The sequence below is a fragment of the Psychrobacter okhotskensis genome, from assembly GCF_965638355.1.
GTDB classification, from domain to species: Bacteria; Pseudomonadota; Gammaproteobacteria; order Pseudomonadales; family Moraxellaceae; genus Psychrobacter; species Psychrobacter okhotskensis.
The window spans coordinates 2,405,661-2,431,894 of the sequence record NZ_OZ281822.1; the positions used below are offsets into that span (position 1 = coordinate 2,405,661).

21 protein-coding genes are annotated in these 26,234 nt (G+C 43.5%); 5 read left to right on the forward strand and 16 right to left on the reverse strand.

Going from position 1 to position 26,234, the window contains the following annotated elements:
* The first annotated feature begins 452 nt into the window (after positions 1-452).
* Together ACSUPM_RS09955 and ACSUPM_RS09960 are read left to right on the forward strand one after the other, a co-directional pair.
* Positions 453-887, forward strand: a complete 435-nt coding sequence (locus ACSUPM_RS09955; protein WP_025650574.1) for an MCR_0457 family protein — start codon at positions 453-455, stop codon at positions 885-887.
* Positions 888-1,445: 558 nt separating this feature from the next.
* Complete coding sequence (locus ACSUPM_RS09960; RefSeq protein ID WP_025650576.1) at positions 1,446-2,612, forward strand: D-alanyl-D-alanine carboxypeptidase family protein; 1,167 nt, start codon at positions 1,446-1,448, stop codon at positions 2,610-2,612.
* 192 nt (positions 2,613-2,804) lie between these two features.
* Here the strand turns inward: ACSUPM_RS09960 and ACSUPM_RS09965 are convergent, their stop codons facing one another.
* The 14 genes from ACSUPM_RS09965 to ACSUPM_RS10030 form a co-directional block, all read right to left on the reverse strand.
* Positions 2,805-4,763: a sensor histidine kinase gene (locus tag ACSUPM_RS09965; RefSeq protein WP_101211620.1), complete on the reverse strand. Its 1,959-nt coding sequence runs from the start codon at positions 4,761-4,763 to the stop codon at positions 2,805-2,807.
* Between the two features lie 168 nt (positions 4,764-4,931).
* Entirely contained in the window at positions 4,932-6,353 is a 1,422-nt protein-coding gene (der, locus tag ACSUPM_RS09970) for a ribosome biogenesis GTPase Der (RefSeq protein ID WP_025650578.1), read from the reverse strand.
* A 522-nt stretch (positions 6,354-6,875) separates the two neighbouring features.
* On the reverse strand, positions 6,876-8,084 hold the full coding sequence (bamB, locus tag ACSUPM_RS09975) for an outer membrane protein assembly factor BamB (protein ID WP_101211619.1): 1,209 nt from the start codon (positions 8,082-8,084) through the stop codon (positions 6,876-6,878).
* A 186-nt stretch (positions 8,085-8,270) separates the two neighbouring features.
* A complete protein-coding gene (locus ACSUPM_RS09980) occupies positions 8,271-9,062 on the reverse strand; it encodes a YfgM family protein (protein WP_101211618.1) in 792 nt (263 codons plus the stop codon).
* 49 nt (positions 9,063-9,111) lie between these two features.
* Positions 9,112-10,401: a histidine--tRNA ligase gene (gene hisS / locus ACSUPM_RS09985; RefSeq protein ID WP_025650581.1), complete on the reverse strand. Its 1,290-nt coding sequence runs from the start codon at positions 10,399-10,401 to the stop codon at positions 9,112-9,114.
* Positions 10,402-10,491: 90 nt separating this feature from the next.
* Complete coding sequence (ispG, locus tag ACSUPM_RS09990) at positions 10,492-11,607, reverse strand: flavodoxin-dependent (E)-4-hydroxy-3-methylbut-2-enyl-diphosphate synthase (protein ID WP_025650582.1); 1,116 nt, start codon at positions 11,605-11,607, stop codon at positions 10,492-10,494.
* A gap of 61 nt (positions 11,608-11,668) precedes the next feature.
* Positions 11,669-12,487, reverse strand: coding sequence for a helix-turn-helix domain-containing protein (locus tag ACSUPM_RS09995; protein WP_101211617.1), 819 nt, complete (start codon positions 12,485-12,487; stop codon positions 11,669-11,671).
* Entirely contained in the window at positions 12,484-13,419 is a 936-nt protein-coding gene (pilW, locus tag ACSUPM_RS10000; RefSeq protein WP_227523224.1) for a type IV pilus biogenesis/stability protein PilW, read from the reverse strand. The genes ACSUPM_RS09995 and pilW overlap by 4 nt, the downstream gene beginning before the upstream one ends.
* A gap of 296 nt (positions 13,420-13,715) precedes the next feature.
* On the reverse strand, positions 13,716-14,900 hold the full coding sequence (gene rlmN / locus ACSUPM_RS10005; RefSeq protein WP_407074168.1) for a 23S rRNA (adenine(2503)-C(2))-methyltransferase RlmN: 1,185 nt from the start codon (positions 14,898-14,900) through the stop codon (positions 13,716-13,718).
* Positions 14,901-15,406: 506 nt separating this feature from the next.
* Positions 15,407-15,838, reverse strand: a complete 432-nt coding sequence (gene ndk / locus ACSUPM_RS10010; RefSeq protein WP_025650586.1) for a nucleoside-diphosphate kinase — start codon at positions 15,836-15,838, stop codon at positions 15,407-15,409.
* A gap of 216 nt (positions 15,839-16,054) precedes the next feature.
* Complete coding sequence (locus tag ACSUPM_RS10015; RefSeq protein ID WP_436879898.1) at positions 16,055-17,749, reverse strand: SIR2 family protein; 1,695 nt, start codon at positions 17,747-17,749, stop codon at positions 16,055-16,057.
* A 186-nt stretch (positions 17,750-17,935) separates the two neighbouring features.
* On the reverse strand, positions 17,936-18,355 hold the full coding sequence (locus tag ACSUPM_RS10020) for a lysozyme inhibitor LprI family protein (protein ID WP_025650587.1): 420 nt from the start codon (positions 18,353-18,355) through the stop codon (positions 17,936-17,938).
* Between the two features lie 172 nt (positions 18,356-18,527).
* On the reverse strand, positions 18,528-19,817 hold the full coding sequence (locus ACSUPM_RS10025) for an adenylosuccinate synthase (RefSeq protein WP_201576656.1): 1,290 nt from the start codon (positions 19,815-19,817) through the stop codon (positions 18,528-18,530).
* Between the two features lie 198 nt (positions 19,818-20,015).
* Positions 20,016-21,311 carry an ATP phosphoribosyltransferase regulatory subunit gene (locus ACSUPM_RS10030; protein WP_025650589.1) on the reverse strand — a complete coding sequence of 432 codons (1,296 nt, stop codon included), beginning with the start codon at positions 21,309-21,311 and terminating at the stop codon, positions 20,016-20,018.
* A 479-nt stretch (positions 21,312-21,790) separates the two neighbouring features.
* Between ACSUPM_RS10030 and ACSUPM_RS10035 the strand changes: the two genes are divergently transcribed.
* Both ACSUPM_RS10035 and corA read left to right on the forward strand, forming a co-directional pair.
* The gene (locus ACSUPM_RS10035) at positions 21,791-22,180 is read left to right on the forward strand and encodes a DUF2237 family protein (protein ID WP_025650590.1); all 390 of its coding nucleotides are present in this window, start codon (positions 21,791-21,793) and stop codon (positions 22,178-22,180) included.
* Between the two features lie 171 nt (positions 22,181-22,351).
* Complete coding sequence (gene corA / locus ACSUPM_RS10040) at positions 22,352-23,566, forward strand: magnesium/cobalt transporter CorA (protein WP_025650591.1); 1,215 nt, start codon at positions 22,352-22,354, stop codon at positions 23,564-23,566.
* A gap of 83 nt (positions 23,567-23,649) precedes the next feature.
* Here the strand turns inward: corA and ACSUPM_RS10045 are convergent, their stop codons facing one another.
* Positions 23,650-24,168: a phosphate-starvation-inducible protein PsiE gene (locus tag ACSUPM_RS10045; RefSeq protein WP_025650593.1), complete on the reverse strand. Its 519-nt coding sequence runs from the start codon at positions 24,166-24,168 to the stop codon at positions 23,650-23,652.
* A 98-nt stretch (positions 24,169-24,266) separates the two neighbouring features.
* The gene (gene folD, locus ACSUPM_RS10050; RefSeq protein WP_352287249.1) at positions 24,267-25,154 is read right to left on the reverse strand and encodes a bifunctional methylenetetrahydrofolate dehydrogenase/methenyltetrahydrofolate cyclohydrolase FolD; all 888 of its coding nucleotides are present in this window, start codon (positions 25,152-25,154) and stop codon (positions 24,267-24,269) included.
* A gap of 467 nt (positions 25,155-25,621) precedes the next feature.
* Between folD and ACSUPM_RS10055 the strand changes: the two genes are divergently transcribed.
* A complete protein-coding gene (locus tag ACSUPM_RS10055; protein WP_025650595.1) occupies positions 25,622-26,233 on the forward strand; it encodes a hypothetical protein in 612 nt (203 codons plus the stop codon).
* The last annotated feature ends 1 nt before the right edge of the window (position 26,234 follow it).

The following is a 26,234-nucleotide window of genomic DNA, read 5'->3' on the forward strand; positions in this document are numbered from 1 at the left end:
CAGACACGAACCCACTCTTTGCGCAGAATTTGCCTGTTGCTTGACAGCATCCTTTATTTTTCACGGTAGTCAAACGGCAATATAGTCAGTCCCAAATAAAATGAGTATAAGTATTATAATGCGCCACTGGTATAAATTTTCCTTACTTGCTGTGTCTAAGCTGACAGAGGCGACGAAAAATTCATCCCAGTAGTACTATGTTTATTTTATAGTGGCTCGACTAGATGCAATTAAAACTGGTCGGTAACACGTTACAATAGACAACAACGTACAACAATATAAACTTATACTTTTATGCTGACGTAACTTATAGGTTGATGCTACTGATATGTTGCTGCAAAATGCCTTTGGCTCACAATATATCTACACATAAATCAATATTTTATGTGACTTTTGTTTTTTTACCCATTAACATATGACCATTAAATAAAGATAAGCGAGTGTAATACTGAATGAATAATCAATCGATATTATCTATAGCTTCTGTGATAGCAAAGACCGTCTCAAAAATCGGTTTTGCAGGACTGATAACGTCTGTTGCCATGCTGTCTCAAGCGACCAATGCTGCACCCAATCCAGCAACCACTATCCCATTGGATATGTCTGGCATGAATATCACCAAGCACGAGATTGCCGTGATGCAAGTATTGTCTGAGATTTGCCCGCCGATGCTAAATGGTAAACAGAAACAGCGTTTTTATAAGTCTTATACGGTACAGCTGCATGAATTGATGCCATCGCTAGAAGACCCAAAAGCGGCGATTCAATATCTATCAACACAGCAAGACTATCGCCAGATATTACAAGGCATCCGTAGCTGGACCATGGGCTTCTCTAAACAAGAAAATAAAGCCTTGTGCGAAGATTTGGCGAACGCTGAATATTAATGGATAATTAATAGATGCTTTCGTTGTATGACAAAAGTAGAACTTTTGCTAAGTCTAGAAATATTACTCTGTACAATCCTTTCTATTATTCACTTGGACATTAACAGCAATAAATAATGATAAAAAATATAGATATTGCTGCCTTTGCCTTATTGAGTTAAGCAAATAGAACGCTAGCGCGACGAGCTTTATAAGTGAGCTTATCGCGTCTAGGAAAAGCTTGCTGTCACCCCACTGCTCCATTGCAGTTGGTGCGGCAAGCTTTTTTGTGGCAAGTAAAAAAACATGCATAAATCTCAATATACCTAAAAGCCTTTTAAGTATTGCCTGCCTTTTTCAGTTGCGTCCTATTTTTTTTATTTATCGATTCCCCATCGGTTGGCATTTTGCTAAGATAAGGCGTTAATTTTATGTCCGTCGCTCAGGCCTCGTTTTCCTCACACATTGGCTCTTTTAAAACCTTATGTTTGAGACATAGGGTTTGAAATAACGTATGAGGTTTAGTACTAGCCATGATGCGATAGATACATTTGGTTCCATGATGCGGTGTAACAATCTATGACAGTAAAGCGTGTAAAAAAACAGCTGGTGCAGCTGGTCGTTGGTATGAGTATTTCTATGAGTGCGGTGATGGCGAGCGCTGCCATTCAGCCACCTGAGATGGAAAATACAGCCTATGTGCTAATGGACTACAATACTGGTGAAATATTGGCACAAAAAAATGCCAAACAAGCTCTCCCACCAGCGTCTTTGACGAAAATGATGACCAGTTACATCATTGAGCAGCGCTTAGCGTCAGGTGATCTTAAAGAAGACGAACAAGTATTGATGAGTCAAAATGCTTGGTGCCGTGGTAGTAGCAGTCAATCTTGTATGTATGTGCCAGTGAACCAAAAGGCCAGCGTTATTGATATGCTGCGCGGTATTATCATTCAATCAGGTAATGATGCCTCAAAAGCCATGGCGGAGCATATTGCTGGTAGCGAAGATTCATTTGCCATCCTAATGAATGAGCAAGCAGAAAAGCTGGGTATGGAGAATACCCACTTCGTCAACTCTACGGGTATGCCTGACGAAGGTCATGAAGCCTCGGCGTTGGATTTGGCCAAACTAGCCCGTGCTATTATCAAAAACAGCGGTGACTATTATGGTATTTATGCCGAAAAAGAGTTTACCTACAATGGTATTACCCAAGGTAACCGTAATGCCCTACTCGCCACTGACTCTACCGTTGATGGCCTAAAAACAGGTCATACTGATGCCGCTGGCTATTGCTTGGTTGCGTCAAGTAACCGTGAAGGCATGCGTCTAATCTCTGTCATCATGGGTACCGAAAGCCAGCAAGCGCGTGCCGATCAGTCACGTGAGCTACTCAACTGGGGCTTTGGCCACTTCACGACCGTAACCAAGGCACCGGCTGGCCAGTTCGTGAGCAAAATCCCTGTATGGTTCGGGGAAGCAGAGGAAGTAGAGCTGACTACAGGTGATAATCTGCAAATTCTAACCAGTAAAACGCAGAAGAACAAAATCACGACCGTAGTTGATATCCCTGAAAGCTTAGAAGCGCCTATCAAAAAAGGTCAAGAAGTTGGCAAAATGATGGCAGTCATCGATGGTAAGGCAGTCGCATCAGTGCCTATCATAGCGACCAATGATGTCGAGCAATCAGGCTTTATGAGTCGTATGTGGCAACATGCCGTACGCTGGGTACAAAACTTATTTTAAAGTAAGGCTATTTAGTCATCGCACAAATACTTTTTAAGAGCATGAGTGAATAAAAAAGACGCCTCCAATTTGGGCGTCTTTTTTTGTTTCTATACTGAGTTATAGCTATACTAATTGATACTTATATCTATTGCTTTTAAAGCAATTAAGCTCAAAGTGAATACTTTTGAAGTAAGCCACTTTTGAGATAAGCTATGCCCATATTAGCCAACTTTTCAGCAGATTACTTAAGGCTTTATCTTCATAAGCTGCGCTATAACAGTAATCGATACCAGCCGCTTTTAAGCCATGCTCAAAGCTGTCTAAGTATTGCGCTTGATGCGGCGCGTACCAGTAGACCAATAGCGCGCGGTTCTCACTCTCGTAGCTTTCAAACTGGCGAATACGCTTGGCGATAACTTCAGCGATGCCTGCGGACACATCTTCTGCAAACATCACCATATCGACTTTCTTCGTATGCAGTGCTTCGATCACAAGATGTTCATGCTGGTGACAGATGACTGTCGCCCCTAAACGCTCAAGCTCATCTACCAAAACTCCCGTTTCATGATCATAGTAGTAAACTACGTCCAATCCAGCCAATAGTTTTTGCTGACGAACGTGGGTTTTTTTGGGTAGAGGAATGGTGAGTATAAACTGCGTACCGACGCCTAGAGCGCTTTCAACTTCGATAGTTGCACTCATCAGCTGAGCGATTTGTTTGACCACCGGCAAGCCGATACCTGTCCCTTCGTACTGCCGAGTTTGTGAGGAATCTATCTGAAAAAATGGATTAAAAATATCATCGATATAATCGCTCTCGATACCAATCCCCGTATCTTTGATAGTAATTTGCCAGCGGTTACTATTGTCAAAATGGGTCAATTGCGAGCTGATACTCACTTGTCCCACTGGTGTAAACTTAATTGCATTGCTCAGGAGTATTGATAATATCTGTTTTATTTTGCTCGCATCGCCTTCGAGCGTATAGTCTATATGGTGAATATGACTGACTAACGCCAAGCCTTTTTGTTTAGCAGCACACTCAACATCCGCTAACAGATCAGCGATTAACTGTAAGGGGTTAAATTCACTAAAATGTAGGCTAACTTGACCCTTTTGTATTTGATTCAATTGAATGATTTGGTCAAGCGACAATACCAATTTTTCACTGCCATTACGGATGATATCAACCGCATCTTTTTGCTCATTATTTAAGCGCTCATCATCTAATAGATGCAAGCCGCCAACAATCGCATTCAATGATGTTTTTAATTCGTGAGTGATCATACTTTGAAAGTTATGCAACTGCACATCTAAAGACAAGTCCTTATGGTGTAGCTGCTGCTCAAAGACGGCAAGGGCTTCGTAGTCTTGTTTGGCCGCTTGTAGGCGATCAAACAAAGTTATAAAGGTCTGTTTGATTTGCACCAGTTCTTGAAACTCAAACTGCTGCGGGATCACTGGCAGCTGTTCAAGCTCTGGGTTCTTACTAACGATCTCACACACCTCGGTTAGCGCTGCGATGTCTTTGACAGGCCAGCTGAGCTTACGCAGAATGTATAGCGCCCAAATAATAGCGAGCATGGTAGTGATAAGCCATAACAACAGGTTGCTACGAAACCAATTGGCCCGCAACTTATCTACATCTAAAGTGATATTAATATAGCCAACCAAGGCACTATTATCGGTTAAGGCTTCAGGGGCTGCCAGCTCAAGCGTGTTGTCTGATAAAAGCGTGTTTGGTTGCTGAGTGGCGTTTATCGTTGCAGCACTATCGTCAACGATATCATCACTGATGACTGGATAATTAAAGCTGACCGTACTGGCAAACAAAGCGTTTTGCCAGTCATCGTTTGACTGATAGGCGGTGAACCTATCTATATCAGCAATAGGCTGCGGCGTTGAATAAAATAGGATGCTTTGGATATTTGGTTCTGCCGCCAACAGAATGCTGACTTGCTTGGCAACAGTGTCGGCACCATCTACTGTCGACGCACTGCTTGTCAGTAAGGCGGCCAATTGCTGAATATGACGATGCTTCTGTTGATAATGATGCACCAAACCGTAAATAAAAGACAATAAAATACCAGCCAATACAGCCAAAATGATGGCTTGCACGACCGAGCGCCAGATAAGCTTAGGAAGGGTTTGCAGCGGTTGGTTGTTCATGTCACTCAACTGAGTTAAGACGACTGTTTATTTATACTACAGGTATTTGTAAGATATGGTAAGAGCAACATGCACATACTGTGTTGCAGCCTTGTTATAACAAAGCTGCAGTGAGTCTATATTTATAAATAAAATTATAAACATTTAAAGGCAGGTAAAACCGTTGTTTTAACGCGGTTTTTTATCTTTTGTGGTGAACTTCTGCGTTCGATTACGCTCACGTTGACGTAACTGTTGCGCTTTTGCTTTGGTTGGCGTATCACTTTTATTAGCGTAAGGATTTTCGTTGAGCTTAAAGACCACATTAAGCGGCGTACCTTCGAGCTTAAACACCTGACGGAATTGGTTTTCTAGATAACGCTGATAGCTCTTAGGGAGCGAGCCAGTTTGGTTACCATGAATGACAATCACGGGTGGATTGTGACCACCGATATGCGCATAGCGTAACTTGATACGGCGACCAGCGACCGTCGGTGGTGGATTGGCAGTCACGGCATCTTGTAAAATCTGAGTCAAACGGTTGGTCGACACTTCAAACATAGAGGACTGATAAGCACGCAGGATAGATGGATATAAATTACCCACGCCAGTGCCATGTAATGCTGAGATTAGATGCACTTTTACATACGGAATAAAATTAAAGCGGCGATCCATCTCAATTTTGATATAGTCTCTTTGATCTTGAGTCAGACCGTCCCACTTATTGATTGCTACGACTAAAGCACGACCGGCATCAAGGGCGTAACCAATCATATGCAAATCTTGATCGACGATTCCTTCATGAGCATCAATGACAATAACCGTGACGTTGGAGTCTTCAATGGCTTGCAAGGTTTTGATAACTGAAAATTTCTCTACTTTTTCATCGATTTTACCACGACGACGGACACCAGCCGTATCAATCAATACGTAGTCTTTGCCATCGCGCTTATAAGGGATATAAATACTGTCACGCGTGGTGCCAGGCATATCGAACACCACAACGCGGTCTTCACCCAATAGACGGTTCACCAAGGTGGATTTTCCCACGTTTGGACGACCGATAATGGCAAGCTTTAAACCTCTCGGCTCTACCACTGCATCTTGTTCAGGCATATCAGCAGTCAGAATTTCGAGCAAGTTACCGATACCGCGACCATGGCTGGCTGCCATCGGATACGGCTCGCCCAACCCTAAAGCATAAAATTCTGCAGGGGCAGAGTCATGGACACCATCGACTTTGTTGGCAACCACATAGACCGGCTTGCCAAGGGTGTGCAAGAACTTACCGATTTCGGCATCAGCGCCAATCATCCCAGCCCGTGCATCAACCACAAACACAATGATATCCGCTTCGTGAATGGCAGTATGCGACTGTTCAGACATGTAGTCATCGATGTTGCCGCTGCCATCATCCGCTTCACCAATACCGCCCGTATCGACGACGATAAAGGCTTTGCCTTCATATACCGCATCGCCGTATTGACGGTCACGAGTCAATCCTGACAAATCAGCAACCAGTGCCTGCCGACTTTTAGTGAACTGATTAAATAAGGTAGATTTACCGACGTTTGGACGACCAATTAAGGCGACCACAGGCTTGATACTCATGGGTTACTCTCAGTGAAGGGCACAATGACGGACAAGACAGTTACTCGCTTAATAATACGAGTAAACATGCTGTGCTTGAACGTAAACTAAAATGAATGATAAATATAAAACGATATAGTCAATCCTCTATAAATTAGATACGGTGTCAGTCTCGTTTAGTCTACTATTTGTAGTACTTTCACTCGCCTTTCTTGTCTCTAAATTATATTAAACCGACTATAGCAATAAAAAGGTATTATTTACTATTTTGCAATAAATAGATGGTATGCCTAGAGACAGCATTATTTATGAATACTGTCTCCAGATACCATACATAGGCATTACCTACCGCTATTATATAGAGATAATGCCGACAGCGCATCGGTCGCATAGAGTACGCGAAACCCTGTCGTTAAACAAGCCATTTACACAAGGCATGAAACGCTGACAAAGCAGCGTTTATATCTCTTAGCATCGACATTAAACAGTACGCTTAGTCATAGGCTTAAAAAAACCATTGATAAAGCGCCTGTTCATCAAGTCTTAGCGAGCTAATTGCCAGATAGCAACTTGGCCTGAGGTACTTTGGGTCAGCAAGCGGCTACCTTGAGCTTGCAAGTTGGTAAGCGCGCCTTTGGTCTCTACACGGCTGACGATTTTTCCGCTAGCAGGGTCAAATAAATGCACAACCCCATCATAATCACCCACTGCAATATAGTTCCCAATCATGACAGGGTTGGTTAAGTGGCGATAAGCCAGCTCTTCACTTTCCCATAGCATCTCACCATTGCTACGATCATAAGCGACTACTTTTCCGTCTAAGCTGGTGGCAATGACTTGCTGATTGTTTACCGCTAGCGCTTTTAGGCTGGCAAGATCATTGACAAACATCACTTGACGTGACGCCAAGTCAATCCCTAATAGTTGCCCACTATAGCTGATAGCAAACAGCTGATTATTATTGACGACAGGCTTGCCGTCAACATCGCTCATACGCTCAACTTCACTACTGCCCGCGCCCACGCCCACACGTCTTGACCACTGCGGTAGACCGCTATCGGTGGTCACTGCATGCAAACGTCCATCAGCCGTTGCCAATAATGCTGTTTTTTCATCTAACAACGTCGGTGCCGCACTACCGCGCACACTGATAGCAGGTACTTGAGTGGCGAACTGCCATACCAACTGACCAGTCTGTAGTGATAAGCCGTGCAAGAAGCCATCATTGGCCGACAAAATCACCCGATTATTACTAATAAGCGCTGGTGACAGTACCGAACCTGATAACTGTTGCTGCCAGCGTTTTGCGCCAGTCGCACTATCAAAAGCCATGACTCGCCCGCTACGTGTACTGACAATTGCAGTTTGGCTCAAGGCATCTATTGCCACGCCGCCTGTGATTTGATCACCGACATTGACCGACCATGACTCTTGACCAGCGCTATTAAAGCCGGTCAAATCACCACCGCGTGATGCCGTTACTATTTGACCATTGGCATATCCGACCTGTAAATCTAATGGGTCTTTTTTGCTGGCTTTTCTGTTACCGACATCAGTGCTAAATACAGGCTGTAGCACGCTAATAGGCTGAGCAATTTGCACCAGTTTTACAGGATCGTTAACGACAGGTTTGATACCGCGATTACAGCCAACGACAGCCGTTGCCAGTGCTGCGATGACAGCCACGTGCATGACAGTCGTCTTGATGGTCTTAGCCTTTAACGTGTTGCTAGAGCGAATAGATTGAGTCATGATAGGTTCTCACTACAAATAAATTAATCATTAATAAATTAGCCATCAGTAAATAGGCAATTGAGCAGTAATAAAAAAGTCCGGTACATTCCCGCTACATTGGTACCGACTGTTAATACTGCTCTGCTGACTTACTGCGCTACTTAGTTTGTAGAACGGTTTGAGTTACGATATAAATCATTAAAACTAAGAGGGTTGCTCGGCGGTAGCGGTATTTTCCTCAATGACTAATGGCTGCTCAGCAGTAGCAGGCTCTTGCAGCAGGCCAGCTTGCGGCTCAATAGGCTCAGGCACGATACCCAAACTTTCCATCTTTAAAGCCAATACCGCACGCGTTTCTTGACGACTACGTAACAATTCCCAAGCATTGTTATAAGACTTAATCGCTGAGTCTTTATTGTCTTGCACCAGATAAATATCACCCAGCAGCTCTTGCTGACTGGCTTCAAAGGAGCTTGGCATATCGTTGTTGGCTTCGGCTAAGGCTGCATCTGCATCACCAGCCGCCAATAGCGTCTTAGCATAACGCAGACGAGTAATCGCAGTCAGACCCGCATCACCCAAATCGATTGCCAGCGCTTTTTTTAGCGTCTCACTTGCGCCTGTAAAGTCATCACCATCAACCTGTTGACGCGCTTTAATCATCAGCGCTTGCCACGCATAGACGGAGTCACCATGCGTGCTGACCAAGTCATCAATGTCTTTATTAAGCTGCGTACGGCTGTCTGATAGTGCTGCTTTTGCCTCTGCTTCTAAATCTGGATTTTGTGACGCCAGACTGACTTCTTCATTCAATCGCTGGATGTCCGCATAGTGATCGGCAGCAACCGTATCCACACGGGCATGATTGTCCTGCCAATATGTCCAGCCAAAATAAGCGGCCAGTGCCAACAAAATCGCAGTGACAATATAGCTGCCGTATTGCTTTAACGCTTGCATTGAGTTGTCTGCATTCGGCGAATTGGGTGTCAGAGCCATAGGTAGTTACCTGATAAAATTGTTATTAAGTTGCTGATGCTAAAGCGGTTCAGTGACGAGAAAAGTGCTCTTTACTCGATAGCCAATCCTGCGCGACCGTCTGTTGCTCACCTGTCTGCATGTCTTTGATGCTAATAGTCTGATCATCCAGCTCTTGCTGCGCAATAATAACCGTCAACGCAGCGCCCGATTTGTCCGCTTTTTTCATTTGCGCCTTTAGACTCGTCGCACTTGCCATTTTTACCCGCACATCTGGACGGCTATAACGCAAACGTTGTGCATAGCCAATACCCGCACCATAAACATCGGGATGAGCCACGACAAAGACATCGCAAGCTGGCACATCAGCAATCGGAGCGACAGCTTCCATGAGTAACAATAAACGCTCAAGTCCCATGGCAAAACCAACCGCAGGCTCAGACTTCATCGGCTTGCTACTATCGCTACCGATTGATTTTAGCTGTCCAATTAAACCATCGTAGCGCCCACCGGCACAAACGGTCGCTTGGCTACCAAGCTTGTCAGTGACCCACTCAAAGACGGTTTTGTTATAGTAATCAAGACCGCGTACTAGATGCGGGTTAATCTCAAAACTGATGCCAAGGTCGGTCAAATACGCTTGCACTTGTTCAAAATGTGCGACGCTCTCTGCTCCTAAGAAGTCAGCCAGCTTTGGTGCATCTGCCAATACTGCTTGGGTACTCGCCTCTTTACTGTCTAAAATACGCAGCGGATTGGTCGTCAAGCGGCGTTTGCTATCATCGTCTAGCTGCTCTTGTTTGTCCGTTAAATAAGTAACCAGCGCCTCACGATAAGCATGGCGCTCATCCAGCTCGCCCAAGCTATTTAACTGCAAATGCATCTCATCTTTTAGACCCAGCTCTTGCCACATCAGATGCGTCATAGCAATTAATTCAGCGTCGGCATCCGCTAGCGCACTGCCAAAGCTCTCGACACCCAATTGATGAAACTGGCGGTAGCGACCTTTTTGTGGACGCTCATAGCGGAACATCGGGCCGATATACCAAAGCTTAGGCGTATCACCACGCAGCAAATTGTGCTCAATCACTGCACGTACCGCCCCAGCTGTACCTTCAGGACGCAATGCTAAGGGCGTTGGTGGCTCGGACTTATCGGTAAAGCTATACATCTCTTTTTCGACGATGTCGGTTGCCCCGCCGATAGCACGGGCAAATAAGTCGGTTTGTTCTACGATAGGCAGGCGAATGTGTTCATAACCGTATCTACCCAATACATCAGCCAATATCGACTCTAAGTGCAGCCATTTTGCGGATTGGTCAGGCAAAATATCATTAAACCCTTTAATAGCTTTAATCATGGTACGGTTGTATCCTTAAAAATTTTAACAAGTATTCTATTATTGTTGTCATGCTTTAAAGAACGCTACTGGAATCTGAATTATCCCAGCTTATTTTACTCGAATAATTTCATTCTCACGTTTTTTGGCCAATTCTTCTGCGTGCGCGCGAACCATACCTTCTATCTCATCGACCAAATTTTCGGTATCAATCAGATGGCTTTTCTCACCCATACGGTACACCAACGATTTTGGTGCAGCACCGACAATACCAATATCCGCTTCTTTCGCTTCACCCGGACCATTTACCTTACAGCCAATCACGGACAGGTTCATCGGCTCACGGATGTCTTCTAAACGCGACTCAAGCGCAGTCATCACTCTAATCACATCAAACTCTTGACGCGAGCAGCTTGGACAAGCAATAAAGTTCACGCCGTTAGATCGAATATTAAGCGATTTTAAAATATCAAAACCAATTTTAATCTCTTCTTCTGGCTCTGCTGCCAAGGAGATACGAATAGTATCACCAATACCATCTAGCAATAAGCCACCAAGAGCAATGGCTGACTTGACCGCGCCTGTGCGATAGACACCCGCTTCGGTCACGCCTAAATGCAGTGGATTGTCAATTTGAGCAGAGATAAGACGATAGGCATCCAAGGTCAAAAACACATTGCTGGCTTTAACCGAGACTTTGTATTGATCAAAGTTCAGACGCTCCAAAATATCGATATGACGCATCGCTGACTCCAGCATTGCCTCGCCAGTTGGCTCGGTATACTTACGCTGAATGTCTTTTTCTAGGGAGCCTGCATTGACGCCAATACGAATCGGAATATTGTAATGCTTGGCACAAGCGACGACTTCACGTACTTTGGCGTCGCTACCGATATTACCCGGGTTAATACGTAGACAATCCGCACCCGCTTCGGCAACCGCTAGCGCAATCTTATGATCAAAATGTACATCGGCGATCAATGGGACGCTGACCAGCTTGCGAATCTCACCAAAGGCTTTGACCGTATCCATCGTGGGTGTCGATACGCGCATCAGATCCGCGCCCGCTTCGACGCAGCGCTCAATTTGCGCCACGGTCGCTGCCACATCACAGGTGTCGGTGTTGGTCATGCTTTGCACACTAATCGGTGCATCGCCACCAATCGCAACATCACCAACATAGATTTTTTTGGTCAGACGACGGTTAATAGGCGATGGCATTGACATACATAAATCCTTTAATCAGAACTGAAAAAACAATAGGCGAAGAGGTAAAAAGGCAGAAAGACTAAGGAGCCAACTCAAAACTGGCCTGCTTATCCGTAGCATAGGTATCTAAGGCGACGGCTTCTTGATTGAGCATTAAGCTGACGTTATCGACATTATCAATCTGCACATTAAATGGTGGCATGCCTGACAATTGGTAGTCACCAGCTGTCTGCGCGCCATTCATCAAGTTGCTACCAGAAGCGTCAGTAATACTAATAACGGCATTATCCGTAATCTTGATATCCAAAGCCGCCACACTGGTATTGGCATCACCGCCCAAATTTAGTGCAGAGCCAGACGCGCCGACCCCATTGGCATCGGTGTTGACTGCAGCACCTTGTGCTTGCTCTATGGCTGAGATATCCTCGACAGCTGCCGCTGGCTCTTGGTTATTCTCTTTGCTCGCATTGCTCACCATACGAAATAAAAATATCGCTAAGATGATTAGCGCGATAACGCCTATGATTAATAGGGGGTTAAAGCGAATACGGTTGTGCGTATCACGCTGCAATGTACCCATTGGGCGCAAAGGCGTGTCTATATTGCTTGCCGACTGGGCTTTTAGCTCTTTGGGATAAGCGGCATCGAAACTGCTCGCTATTTTTACCGGATCTAAGCCCAAAAATTTGGCATAATTAATCGCAAAACCACGAGCAAAAGCCGCTTGCGGTAGCTCAGAGAAGTTTTCACTCTCTAGCGCTTGCAAATGACGCTTTAAAATAAATAGCTCAGCTGCCACCTCTTCTAAGCTGATTTGTTTATTTTTTCGGGCTTGCTGCAATACGGCACCAAATGATCCCTGCGGGTTAGATTGAGTGTTTGATGATGGGGTGATCATTTCCATGGTGCCTCTGGATTATTAAGCCAAGTCTTAAGTTGTTTTGCCTCATCGCTTAACGGGTAAGCCGATAAAAGCTGCTGTGCCAATTGTTGGCGCGTTGTCTTGTTGTTTTGTACAGCGGCAATTTTGATGCCTTGCAACAGTAAGCGTGGGCTAATACCCTGCCCTTGTACCAGCATCAAAGTCTCGTCATAGAGCCGCTGCGCTTGCTGCACACGCTGCTGCTCAAGCAATAAGTCTACCAATTCAATATGGGCGATAATACTATTGCGATTGCCATCTAATGCCCGCAAGAATGCTTTGGCTGCTGCTGGATGATCATTGAGTTGCAGATAGGTGCGACCCAAGTTTTCTAGCGCGCCAATACGGCCTTCGTAACCCAATGCTGCACCGGCGATTTCAAACTGCGCCGCCGCTTCTTGGTAACGCTTCATTTGCGACAAATAAACGCCGTAATTATTGTGCGCTTGCTCAAAATCTTTATCAAGCGCGATGGCTTTTTTAAAATACTGGTCGGCTTTTTCAAGATTGATGCGGCTGCCTTCTTGCTGCAACAAAACGCCCATCATATCATAGGCTGGCGCGTAACGGCTATCAGCAGCAAAGGCTTTTTCTAACTGACGCTGCGCGGTATCAAGCTCGTTTTTGCGGATATATTGCGCAGCAAGCGAGGTGCGCACACGAGCGATTTCTTGTTGATCCAAGTTGCGATTGTCACTCGGTCGCGTGGACGTTTGATAAGGGGTGCTACCCGTTAGATCATTGGTCGTCGTGCTTTGACAGCCGCTCACTAGCAAGCCTGCCAATGCACTTGCCAGCAGCATACGCTTTGGCGTAGTCAGTGACTCAAGCGCTGATATCAACGGCTTGAATGCCGAAAGAAAGGGTTTTTGATATTTGAACTGACAAGAATCTTTAGAAGTCATCATAGCCGCCATCATAAAACTGTGGTTCAGTACAGAGGATCAAAGAAGCATCAGTTTAATAGATTTAGCCCCCATAAGTACAATTTAGTTACTATTAATTGTGGTCTTCATGATTATTAGCCGTTGTGACTACAATTTTATTACCGTTGTGATGGATAAAAGACAGCTAATGAGTAGAAATTGATAGATTGTTCATCACTTTTATCCATATCGTCTTTAATTATTGACACCAGTCTAAACGGTTGATACCGCCCCTATCCATGCTACTTTAAACCATTAATATTACAAACGGCATCACCCTAAACGTTTTCACGGTCTTTGATACTTTGCTGCCACGCCGCTGAGCGACGTGTTCTATCAGCCACTTGTCCGACTAATTGACCGCAGGCCGCATCAATATCATCACCACGGGTTTGGCGAATCGTACAGACAAATCCCGCTTGGCTCAAAATATCACTAAAGGCATGAATACGATTGTTGCTTGATTTGTCGTAATTGGCATGTGGAAACGGATTAAATGGTATCAGATTAATTTTGCTTGGCAAATCACCTAGTAAAGCAACCAATTGATGAGCGTGCTCGTTGCTATCATTGACACCATCAAGCATCACATATTCAATGGTCACATGCTTTTTATGGCGCGGATTCACGTCATAAACATAATTGCGAGCGGCTGCCATCAACTCTTCTAGCGGGTATTTCTTATTAATCGGCACTAGCTCATTACGCAGCTCATCATTGGGTGCGTGCAGTGAAATCGCCAGTGCCACATCGATATCTTGTGCCAACTGATACATTTTTGGCACGACGCCTGAGGTTGATAATGTCACCCGACGCTTTGACAAACCGTAGGCGTGATCACTCAGCATCAGCTCCATCGAGCCAACCACTGGCTTATAGTTTAGTAGTGGCTCGCCCATGCCCATCATCACCACGTTGGTCACGTTATTTTCCCACAAGCTATGATCAACGTTGTCTAAACTGTCATTTTCATCAGTCATATAAGAAGCATTAGCTACCCAAAGCTGTCCGATGATTTCAGCTGCCGTCAAATCGCGCTCAAAGCCCTGTTTGCCAGTACTACAGAAACTACAATCTAACGCACAGCCAACTTGTGAAGACACGCACAAAGTCTTACGGCCGTTTACTTTGCTGTCATCTGCTGGAATCAGTACCGTCTCCACCAAAGAGCCGCCAGTGACTTCAAACACCCATTTGCGCGTACCATCATCACTATATTGACGATGAATCACTTTTGGCGGAACGACGCAAGCATTGGCTGACAGTTTATCGCGCAGTGACTTACTCAGATTGGTCATCTGCTCAAAATCTGTGACGCCGTGCTGATATATCCATTTAACCACTTGCGTCGCTCGAAACGGCTTTTCGCCAATACTCTTAAAGTAATCGGCCAATTGCGCTTGTGTCATCCCCAATAGATTGGTCTTGGCCTGCGCTTCATCTACTAGCTTAATACTACTCATAGGCTTAGTAGGTACGTGCTGGATGGGTGTTTGAACAGTTGACATAATAGGTAACCTTTTTGCATAAGCTTAGATAAGCACTGCAATTATTTGTATGAATGTTGCCACGAGCAATGCATGAGCAATCCGTTATGAGCGTATTTTTTATCGATGCTGGTGTGAGCACTGAGCATTTATGAATACCGAACTTTGATAAATGCCAGCAATTTGATAAAAGAATGCTGATAAGGGATTGATAACGCTACATAAAGCCAATAATGAGGCAAGTCATTAAGGATTTCAATGAATAATACAGATTATTATAATAGCTAAAACGGCTTATACCCATAAGATATAAGCCGTCTTCTCACACCAGTTATTAACAATTAATTTTGTTAATAATAGCTGAATAGTGAATTAAATATAGAGCTGGTACAAGGCAGACGAGCGCAAATCGTAGCTAGCTCATCAAAGCCGGTACATTAAGCGAGTCTGACACAGTAACAGCCTATATTTAGGTTACTATATTAACGCGTACGTGCACAAACTTCATCATCATTGAAGAAGTAGCTGATTTCACGTGCTGCTGATTCAGCTGAATCTGAACCATGAACGGCGTTTTCATCGATGCTGCTAGCGAAATCAGCACGGATAGTACCTTCAGCAGCGTCTTTTGGATTAGTAGCGCCCATGATGTCGCGATGCTTAGCGATCGCGTTTTCGCCTTCTAACACTGATACCAATACTGGACCTGACATCATGAAAGATTTTAGGTCATTGTAGAATGGACGCTCAGCGTGCTCAGCGTAAAAACCACCTGCTTTTTCATCATCAAGTTGCATCATTTTTGCTGCAACAATTTTTAGACCAGCTTGTTCGAAGCGGCTATAGATAGCGCCGATGTGGTTGCCAGCAACTGCGTCAGGTTTGATGATAGATAAAGTACGTTCGTTAGCCATGAAAAGCTCCTAATAAATAATGAATTCGATAAAAATGAGATGGTAAATACTTTGTTTTATCTTTGGCCGCAATGTTGACTTAGGCATATTTAAATAACTCATGGTCTATCAATGCGATAATATGAGCGCCAACACAGGATTGCTGCCTATTATAATGATTAGCGCTATAAATGATAGGGTTAATTTATGACCGCACCTTGCATAAAAGTAAATTTATTATAAATCCGAAATGAAGTCATTAAACCATGTTTCTTGACGAAGTATCTCTAGGTCGGGATCATTGAGTAAATAATTTTTTGGAGGTAATGTTTGGTTTTCTTTGCAAACCACAAGCTTCGTCTTAGCTTCTTCGAACTTACTTAAGCGAACATATGCACAAGCAAGATTATAGACATGAGTGGGATCAATATTTTCAGAAATTAATAGATTTTCTATGGCTAAATTAATATAAGACTCATCATGCTTCAAGTCTGCAAGCCGTGATAAGTTTGCTCCTAAATTATTGTAAGCCTCAATTCTATTAGAGTTTATATTTATAGCTTTACTATATTTCTCAGAACTTTCATTATACAGTTCTACGCTAGATTTCAGAGTAGCAAGGGTTGATAGTAATACTCCCCATTTAAGATAAACCTCATACATATCGGGCTGCAATAACTCTGCTTTTTCAAAGCGTCTGAAGATAGACTGAATCTTGTTGTCATTGATATCAAAATCTTTATTTTTAAGCCCTAACCAATCCTTGTTTGCTTGGTTAACTTGCGCCCAAGAATACACGTATTTAATTTCTTCATCTATGTCACTGGTATCATTATCAACAAAAATTTGACTATATTTTCTTTCTACAGCTTCTATAACTTCACTATATTTTCCTTCAATCATAAGATTATTCAATATAGCTGTGAATGATAATATTTGTTTTCCAAGCTCAACCATTTGCTGCCGCAGATCACTCATTATGTTGATTCCATCATCTGTATTTGGCATAGGAAAATCTATTACTTCATCTAGAATTCTTATTGTATGTTGTGCATGGTTTGTGAAAAAGTCAGGTAAACAATCAAGATTTTGCATCAGACTGATAAAAAAGTCATCAGCATCTTGTCCTCCAATATAGTGTGCATGATTCTTATATTTTTTAAAGAAATTTTGTAAATGCTCTGGTACCTCCTTTTCATAGCCAATCCAAAATAATCGCTGTTCACCACAGTAATGTTTGTTGATTTGCTCAAAAAAACCGTCATTAAAACCACTATATCCAGCGACAATTACAGGTGACGTGTTTAAGGTTTGGGCTATAAAGTTAGTCATACTGTTAGCATGGTTTTTAGTTTCATTTTCATCATTTAGCTGTCGGAAACCATAGCTTTGACCATGCAAATAGATGATAGAGGGATCAATTATAAGATTTTGTAGATTAACATCTGCATTTGTAAAGTCATAAATAGAAGGATATAGCCCAATCAGACCGCAAGCTCTCATTAATATGTTGTCAAAATTAAACGTTAAAACTCTCTGCGTATAGCCCTTATTCATCAAAGCGGCTAGACCAATATGCGCCCAGTTTATATTTGCTTCTTTTATGTGATTCTGAAGTAGTTGCCTACGTTCTTGATGAGTCAAAGCGTTCATACATTTATTATAGTTACTTCTATCCTTTTCAGTTAGGTTACTCAATTGAACATCAAACTGAGAATTCATTTCTTCTACTAACCCACCTGCTAATGGTATGCCAGCTGATTTGGAGCATCCTGCTCCTGTTAAAATAGTATATGGTGTACCATTAATTATAGCCTGCCTCATTAACTCAGCAATATTGGCAATACTAAATTCTGGATGCTTTACAGTATCGAAATGAAGCATTAGTTCTTTCCAAATACTCTGGTTAATTTGTTTTTTTATAGTTGACATTATTATTCCCGTAAATAGAAAAAACCCCATGCAATAACATGGAGTATTTTTGATTAGATTACAATAGTTTATTATTATTTAAACATCATACAAATTGCTTAGGATGATGATTTCTTCACAGTTAGGAGAGATCAAAATGTAATCAGCTAACCTATCAATATGTTCAAACTATATTCTTACCTAAAACTACTCGCCTAGGCGGCTGTCTCGACAACTGCCCGCATTACATTCACGCACCCGCTCATTTAAGAAGTTAACGCGACTGGTCGTCGTGCGAGTGGCACAGCCCATATTAACAAAAAATCCATTTTCATCATCATGATAGCTACAACGATCATCACGCTCACGTATCCAAGCCAGTTGTCCACGTTTTAGCGTGGATTTTTGCTTTTTATTGAGCTGTTTGCTCAACTTATTATAAGAGTTATTCAGCTCTTTATCGGCTTGCAAATATACCTTTGTTAAACAGTACAAACCATCAAAGTCATTATTAGGATTATCACAATTTTCAGCGCCCCAAGAAAGCATAGGTATCATAAAAGCTGCAGAAGTTAACAGCGCTAAAGACGTCTTGCGAACGGAATGCTTAAGAATATTCGTTTTCATCACGTTTTCCTTTTCGTGTATTGATAAAATTAAAGCCACTGATGACATAATACACCGAATTAAACCAAAATAATGTTAGCAAGTCTATTTTTTCATGCAAAAAAAACCCCAATGCTCAGCACTGGGGTTTTATCGCTCAATCTACCTATTAATAGTAGTTTTTTAACACTACTTACGCATCATACGGATCACGCAGTACGATGGTCTCTTCACGGTCAGGACCGGTTGAGATAATATCAACTGGGCAACCAATTAGTGCTTCGATACGTTTGATATATATTTTGGCGTTTTCTGGCAAGTCGTCATAATTGGTGATACCAACCGTTGACTCACTCCACCCTTGTAGCGTTTCGTATTTTGGCGTCACTGACTCATAGAATTCAGCATCATGCGCGCCAGCAAACTCCGTATCTGGCACGTCATAGCCTACCCCAATGAGCAGCTCTTCAAGTCCGTCTAGGACATCAAGCTTGGTCAAGCAAATACCTGATAGTGAGTTCAATACCACTGCACGGCGCAAGGCTTCGGCATCGAACCAACCACAGCGACGTGCACGACCTGTCGTCGCACCAAATTCATGACCAACTCGAGCTAAATGCGCGCCAACATCATCGAACAATTCAGTTGGGAACGGACCACTACCAACACGGGTGGTATAAGCTTTGGTGATACCCAATACGTAGTCTAAGTACAATGGACCAATACCCGTACCAGTCGATACGCCGCCCGCGGTGACGCTTGAGCTGGTCACAAACGGATAAGTACCATGATCGATATCAAGCAATGTACCTTGTGCGCCTTCGAACATCAGGTTCTTGCCAGCCAGTCGCAATTGATTGAGGTCTTCAGTTACATCAGTAACCATGCCTTTGATTTCTACTTTCCACTCTTGGCAAAGCTTAAACGTTTCATCAAAATCAATCGCGTCAACTTTATAATACTGCGTCAGTTGGAAGTTATGATATTCGATTAGATTGCGCAACTTTTCTTCTAAATCATCACGGAATAAATCAGCAAGCTTGATCGCACGGCGCGCCACTTTGTCTTCATAGGCAGGACCGATACCACGACCTGTTGTACCGATTTTGCCAGTACCACGCTTGGCTTCACGCGCCTGATCAAGTGCGACGTGATATGGCATAATCAATGGGCAGTTTGGTGAGATGCGCAGACGCTCACGTACCGGCACGTTGTTGTCTTCTAACTCTTTCATTTCTTTGAGCAATGCGTCTGGTGCTAACACCACGCCATTACCGATGAAGCACGTCACGCCTTCACGTAAGATACCTGATGGGATCAAATGCAAGACCGTGGTTCTGCCATCGACAACTAGCGTGTGACCTGCATTGTGACCGCCTTGAAATCGAGCAACTGCTGAGGCTTTTTCGGTGAGTAAATCGACGATTTTACCCTTACCTTCATCGCCCCATTGGCTACCCAAAACTACGACATTCTTACCCATGATCAATCCTTACCTTTATGTATTGAGGTGTGTGCAATAACGGTTAAAAAACTAAAATGATGTTAAAACTGCTTATAACCTAAGACAGTTTTAAGGTATTTACTATCTGTTTTGCTAAGTACTAACGTATTTTTCGAAAGCGCTTAGCATGATGATTTTTTCTTACACTGGCGGCTATTTACTTAAAATCTGCTACAGCTAAAGGGTTTTTAGTTGCCACTGATTATCAGCAAAATCCAAACGGTGCGTGACATCTGCGGGACTATCTTGCGCATCTAATGGCATGGTAACGCGGTAGCCTTGCTGACGTAAGCTTTCAACTTGTTGTAACAACGTCTGCTTTTGAGTCTTATCAGCATTGTGCAAGGCGGCATAATCCACCAATACAATACTTGGCGCATCAAGCTGCGTATGGGCAAGCAAACGACTGACATCCATACTAAAACCGGTCGCTTCACGTGGCTGCTGGCTATAACTTTGCATACCATCAAAACGCCCACCGCGTACTAGCGGCTGGGTCTCACTATTGATATAGCCGTTAAAGACAATACCCGTATGATAATGATAGCCTGACAGTTCTGTCACATCGATACTGACCGGACACTGCCACTGCTCTTGCAGATGGGCAGTTAGGCGCTGTAACTCGTCAACAGCAGTAGCAATCTGTGTATCCTGCTGCGCCGTCGCTGACAATTTTGCCAATAAATGCGCCATATCATGACCAAAACGTGCCAATGCGTAAAAGTCATCGCCCATCGGTAACGCTTGGCAGACGCGCTTTAGCTCTGGCAAATTCTTATTGGCATACAAGTTCATCAATTGCTGAGTATCATGCTCAGGCAATTCGGCCAATTCAGCCAAACGCTTGAATATCGCCACGTGACCCAAATCGATGTGTAGCGCGGCACTCATATTGAGACTATTGAGCATCGTAAACAACACATCTATAAGCTCAATATCTGCCGCAAGCGAGGCGCAACCAAATATCTCAGCACCTAATTGCAACGGTGTGCGCGAACCAAAAAGCCCTGATGGCAAGGTATGAATCACATCCCCTGCATAGCAGTAACGCGCGATACCTGTGCCGCCGTGATGCGCATCAATACGCAAAATCTGCGGAGTAATATCCGCGCGCACACCCATTAGGCGACCGGTCAGCTGATCGATGATTTTAAAGGTTTGACGCTTTAGATCTTCTGAGGCATCACTGAGCAGCGACTCAGTAAACTCAATCATCGGTGGATTGACCAACTGATAGCCATGCGTAATCAGTTGCTGTGTAAGCTTGTGCCTGAGCACTTCTTGTTTTTGGGCGTCTTCGAACAATACATCGACCACCCCATCAGGCAGCAACCAGCTGTTGGCAACGTCGCTGGCGAAATTGCTCAAATAAGGTAAACGGTTGGGTGCGGCGTTGTGATCAGCGGACTGAGTCGCTGCTTTGTTGGCAATATTTGACTGGACAGGTTTTGCAGAATCAGAACTGACAGACACAATAAATCCTTGTTTGGCGTATCGCTTACCAAAAACGCGGTACTGATGCGGTACTTAAAGGTTATCTTTACAATTGCATTGACGCTGGGCGTTTTTATTTTTAACGCGCAACATCGTTGACCCAATTATTTATAAACAAACTAGGTAACCGCAAAAGGGTGAGTAATAAGTATAAGTTCGGAAGATAAGACGAGTATCTTTATGCGCTAATAAACGACGATAAATAATCAAGGCACTTTATGCTTTAGTTTAGCATAGCAGTTAAGGTTCGCCTAGTGACAATTCGCCACAATCACCATCTAATTTCGGGACATCGCTGCTACAAAGACAACGATTATATTCACCTTAGATACATCGCTGTGCGCCTAAGAATGTTAACATTATCCCTGTATAATAAAGACAGTCATGAGCATGGCGAGAACCACGCCTTCGACCCAGACTCATGGTACACTATCCTATATTTTTATCTCGGAAGCCTTATGTCATCTGATTATCATCCAAACCCAGCCATCAACCAAAGCAACGTTTTAGGCACTGCTCTTGCCAGTTGTTGCTTTGATCCTATCACCGGTTTTTATCGCAATGGCTTTTGTCATACTGGCAATCACGATGTCGGTCAACATACCGTTTGCGCCAAGATGACCAGTGAGTTTTTAAACTTCTCCGCCAGTCGTGGCAACGATCTCATTACCCCGCTACCTGAGTATAACTTTGCAGGTCTACAGCCTGGTGATTACTGGTGTATCTGCGCCTTACGCTGGGTCGAAGCGCTAGACTTCGATATTGCACCACCAATAAAACTCGAAGCGTGTCACGAAAGCTTATTGAGCTTAGTCGATATCGACACCCTAAAAAGCTATGCGCTTTAACGGATACGATTAATGGTTAGTGGTTAGTACTTAACAATGACTACTGTTTAATAATGGTTAGTTTTTAATAAATGACGGCCGTTAATAAATGGTAGCCGTTAATAATGACAACGGTTAAACGGATAAAAAGGTTTGCTTGGCGCGGGCTTTTATTTTATTAAAGGAGGGTGTATGGACAATGATGATGACCAATTGATCAAAAAAACGGCGCGTATTACACCTGAGTCTAACGTCAGTCGTATTTATGCCGATATGCACGACGAGCATCTTTATTTAGACAATTATGACAGCTATATCTACGGCGATACTGACGCCACTGCCGAAGATACGATTGAAACCATGACGGTCTATGATCCAGACTCTGAGCGTTATGAAGATATCGAATATAGCAGCACAGATGAAGTGGTCAGCTGTTACTCCTACTCGCGTAAAACTGGCGAAAAACTCGATCAAATAGCCTTAAATGACGTCAATCGCTGTTTGAGCAACAATGGTCAATTTGTCTGGCTCGGTCTGTATGATCCTAGCTTAGAAACCATGGTCAAAGTTCAAGACGCTTTTGGTTTACATGAGCTGGCGATTGAAGATGCTTTTGCCGATCATCAGCGCGCCAAAGTCGAAAACTACGACAACGATATGGTGTTTGTGGTGCTGCGTACGGCGAAACTTGAAGACAATGTCATTCGCTACGGTACGACAGCGATATTTATGGGCAAAAACTACCTGATTACCATTCGTAATGGCCCATCCAACTCTTACGCTCCTGTGCGTGAACATTGCCATCGTCGTCCTGAAAAGCTGCGTATGGGACCGATATTTGTCCTGCATGCTATTCTCGATTTTATCGTGGATAACTATATGCCGATTACCGATCGTTTGGGTCGCTACTTGCGTGAGCAGGAACGCTATGTATTTACCTACGAGTTCGATAAAAGCACCCTAAAAAACCTCTATGAGCTCAAATCGCAGCTGGTACACATGCGTGCCATTATTTTACCAGTGCAAGACATCTGTAGCTTCTTTATCAATCACAAAAAGAGCGAGTTAATCTCAGGGTTCTCGCAAGCAGCCAAGCCTTACTTTCGCGACGTCAATGACCATCTATTGCACTCTTTAGATGCCATCAATGGTCTCAATGAAATGCTCAGCGTCGTGATGAATACCTATATGGCAATGGTCAATATGGGACAGAACGAAGTCGTGCGTAAGCTTGCAGCGTGGGCTGGTATCTTGGCAGTACCGACAGCCATCGCTGGTATCTACGGAATGAACTTCGACTTTATGCCTGAGCTGCATTGGAAGTATTCTTACTTTGTCATTATGGCAGTAATCATCACTCTATGTAGTTACTTGTATTACAACTTTAAGAGATTAAAATGGTTGTAATATAAAATAAAAAGTATAAAAAAGGGCTGCCATTGGCAACCCTTTTTTTATGCTCATTCTACGTCAATTAGGTGTAATGGACATTATTCACGGCGGTGCTTGGTATGACTATCGGGCGCTTGAGCATTATCAGGAAGAAGCGCCTTGATAGCCAAGTTGGCATACTTCCGATCGAGATTGTCTTCTGGACGACCAAACGTTTTTGCCGTCCACGTTAGCACCACAATAGAGGCGCTCAGTACCATAATAGCCACAGAAATCGTCGCCAGTAGCCACAGATGGAAGTAGTCTGATACGGCCTGCACATCGACTACCAAATGTCGTGACAAAGCCGTAATGGCGATAAATATCAAAAACTGTACCGGCAGACGATGGGTCTTAAAATAAATACCAATCATGGCCAACAGTTCAAGATAAATAAACAACATCAAGATATCTTTTAAGTCCGCTGAGCCTTTTTGGATAATGCCAATAAACTCTTTGCCCGCAGCCCAAACCACGACCACACTGATTAAAAATAAGATTATGTAATGAGAGATATCGACGAACTCTCTACCAATATTTTGCAATCGCTCATGAATACCCACGTTCTTTTTAGCCATGTTAGATCCTATCAACGGTAAAGGGGTTGATGTAGTCTGAGTCTGTATAGGCTCAGGCTTCTTATCTATCGGCAATCCGTGCTCTTATGATTAACTTATTAACTGATATCTAAACCGGCGGCTTTTTCAGCGGCATCAACAGTTTGGCGAATAAGGGTATTAATCGTCATTGGGCCCACGCCACCTGGTACAGGCGTATAAGCACTGGCGATGCTTTCCACACTCTGCATTTCGATATCGCCGACGCCGCCATTATCCGTTGGATGGAAACCTGCATCGATGACCACCGCACCCGCTTTAATCCACGCAGCTTGAATCAATTCAGGCACGCCCACTGCTCCAACCACGATATCAGCGCGCTGAATATGAGCGGCTAAATCCTGTGTTCTTGAATGACAAATAGTCACCGTACAGTTTGCATTCAATAGCATCATCGCCATTGGTTTACCCAAAATAGCACTACGCCCGACGACGACCGCTTCTTTACCTGCCAGCTCAATACCGTGATGCTCTAATAAATGCATGATGCCTTGCGGTGTACATGAGCCATAGGCCGACTGCTGCATGGCCATACGACCAAAGCCGATACAAGTCACGCCATCGACATCTTTTGCTAAGTCAATCTGCTCAAAACAAGCACGCTCATCGATGTGCTCAGGGACCGGATGCTGCAGCAAAATACCATGAACGTCAGGATTGTTATTAAGCTCATCTATCTTTGCCAATAGCTGCTCTGTCGTCGTTACACTTGGCATCTCAACACGTATAGAGTCCATACCAACACGCTTACAGGCATTGCCCTTCATACGCACATAAGTCGCTGAGGCGGGATCATCACCGACCAATATCGTCGCTAAGCTTGGTGTACGTCCAGTTTTATCCTTGATAGCATCCACGCGCGTGCGCAGTTGCTGTTCTATTTGTTTGGCAAGTGCTTTGCCATCCAATACGGTGGCGGACGCTTGGGCAGTAGACGCAATAGACATAGGAACTCCAATAGAGGGTGCGATAAAAAAATAAAGACAGCGCCGCAATTACTTGCATGCCTGTCTTATCCTTAATCAAGGTATGGTTGATAGTCATATTGTACCTGCCTACGCTAAAAAATCCTAGCGCACAATAGAACTTAACGGCTCGCATTCGACTCAATAAAAAAGTTAAAAACGCTATTTTATTAAAAACTGTCATTTATTGAACCCTTACTCACTGAACAAAGAAAATGACAGTGACTCACTAGAAACGTCATATTTATTATTTTTCTAAATATATAAGCATTCACGTTAATGAATTTTATTTTTTTGTTGAGTTAGATTGCTGTGCTTTGAAACATTTTTTAAGTTTGCTATATTTATGATGAATTTATTTCTCAGGTAACTATCAGAATTAGTTAACTATTGAGGAATTAGCCATTAAACAGAGGGCTATTAAAAATAATAATTAGGAGACAATCACGATGCACACCACAGAAAATAAAGAACGTATTATCGATAATTCTGAAGATTTAAAAACTAAAATTACCGAATCCATAGATGCTTTTAAGCTGCGTGCTGAGCTGTTAATGGCCAATATAAAAGAAGGCGGTGATGATAGCTACGATCACTCGACCAGCAATGCCGGAGAAAAAGGTCTTAAGTCAGGCAAAGTGTCTGAGCTTACCGTTATCGCCCCTTTAAAAGAAGGCGGAGCAGAGCGTTTAAAAGAAATCTTAAAAATTGCAGGTGGCAACCTCAAAGGCGCTACGCGAGTAGGTACGCTGCACGATCTGCGTTTTGCGTTTTTAGATAATGATACTCGAGTGCTATTTTGCACGGCTTATGATGGAAATTGGGATCCATACATTGATGATTTTGCGACCAAAATTCCTGAGTTGATGGACATCTTATTTGGTAGTGTCGAAGGCTGGCCTGGTATCAAAGACCCAAGCGTCAAACAGTTTATTTTAGACCATCAGATTACAGCGGCGGCTTGGTACGTTGGTGTCCCTCATCTCACTATTCAAGATATTCGCCGTCAAGACCGTATTGTCAAAGGTATCAATAAAGCTTTGGATGATGCGCAGTCTTAAC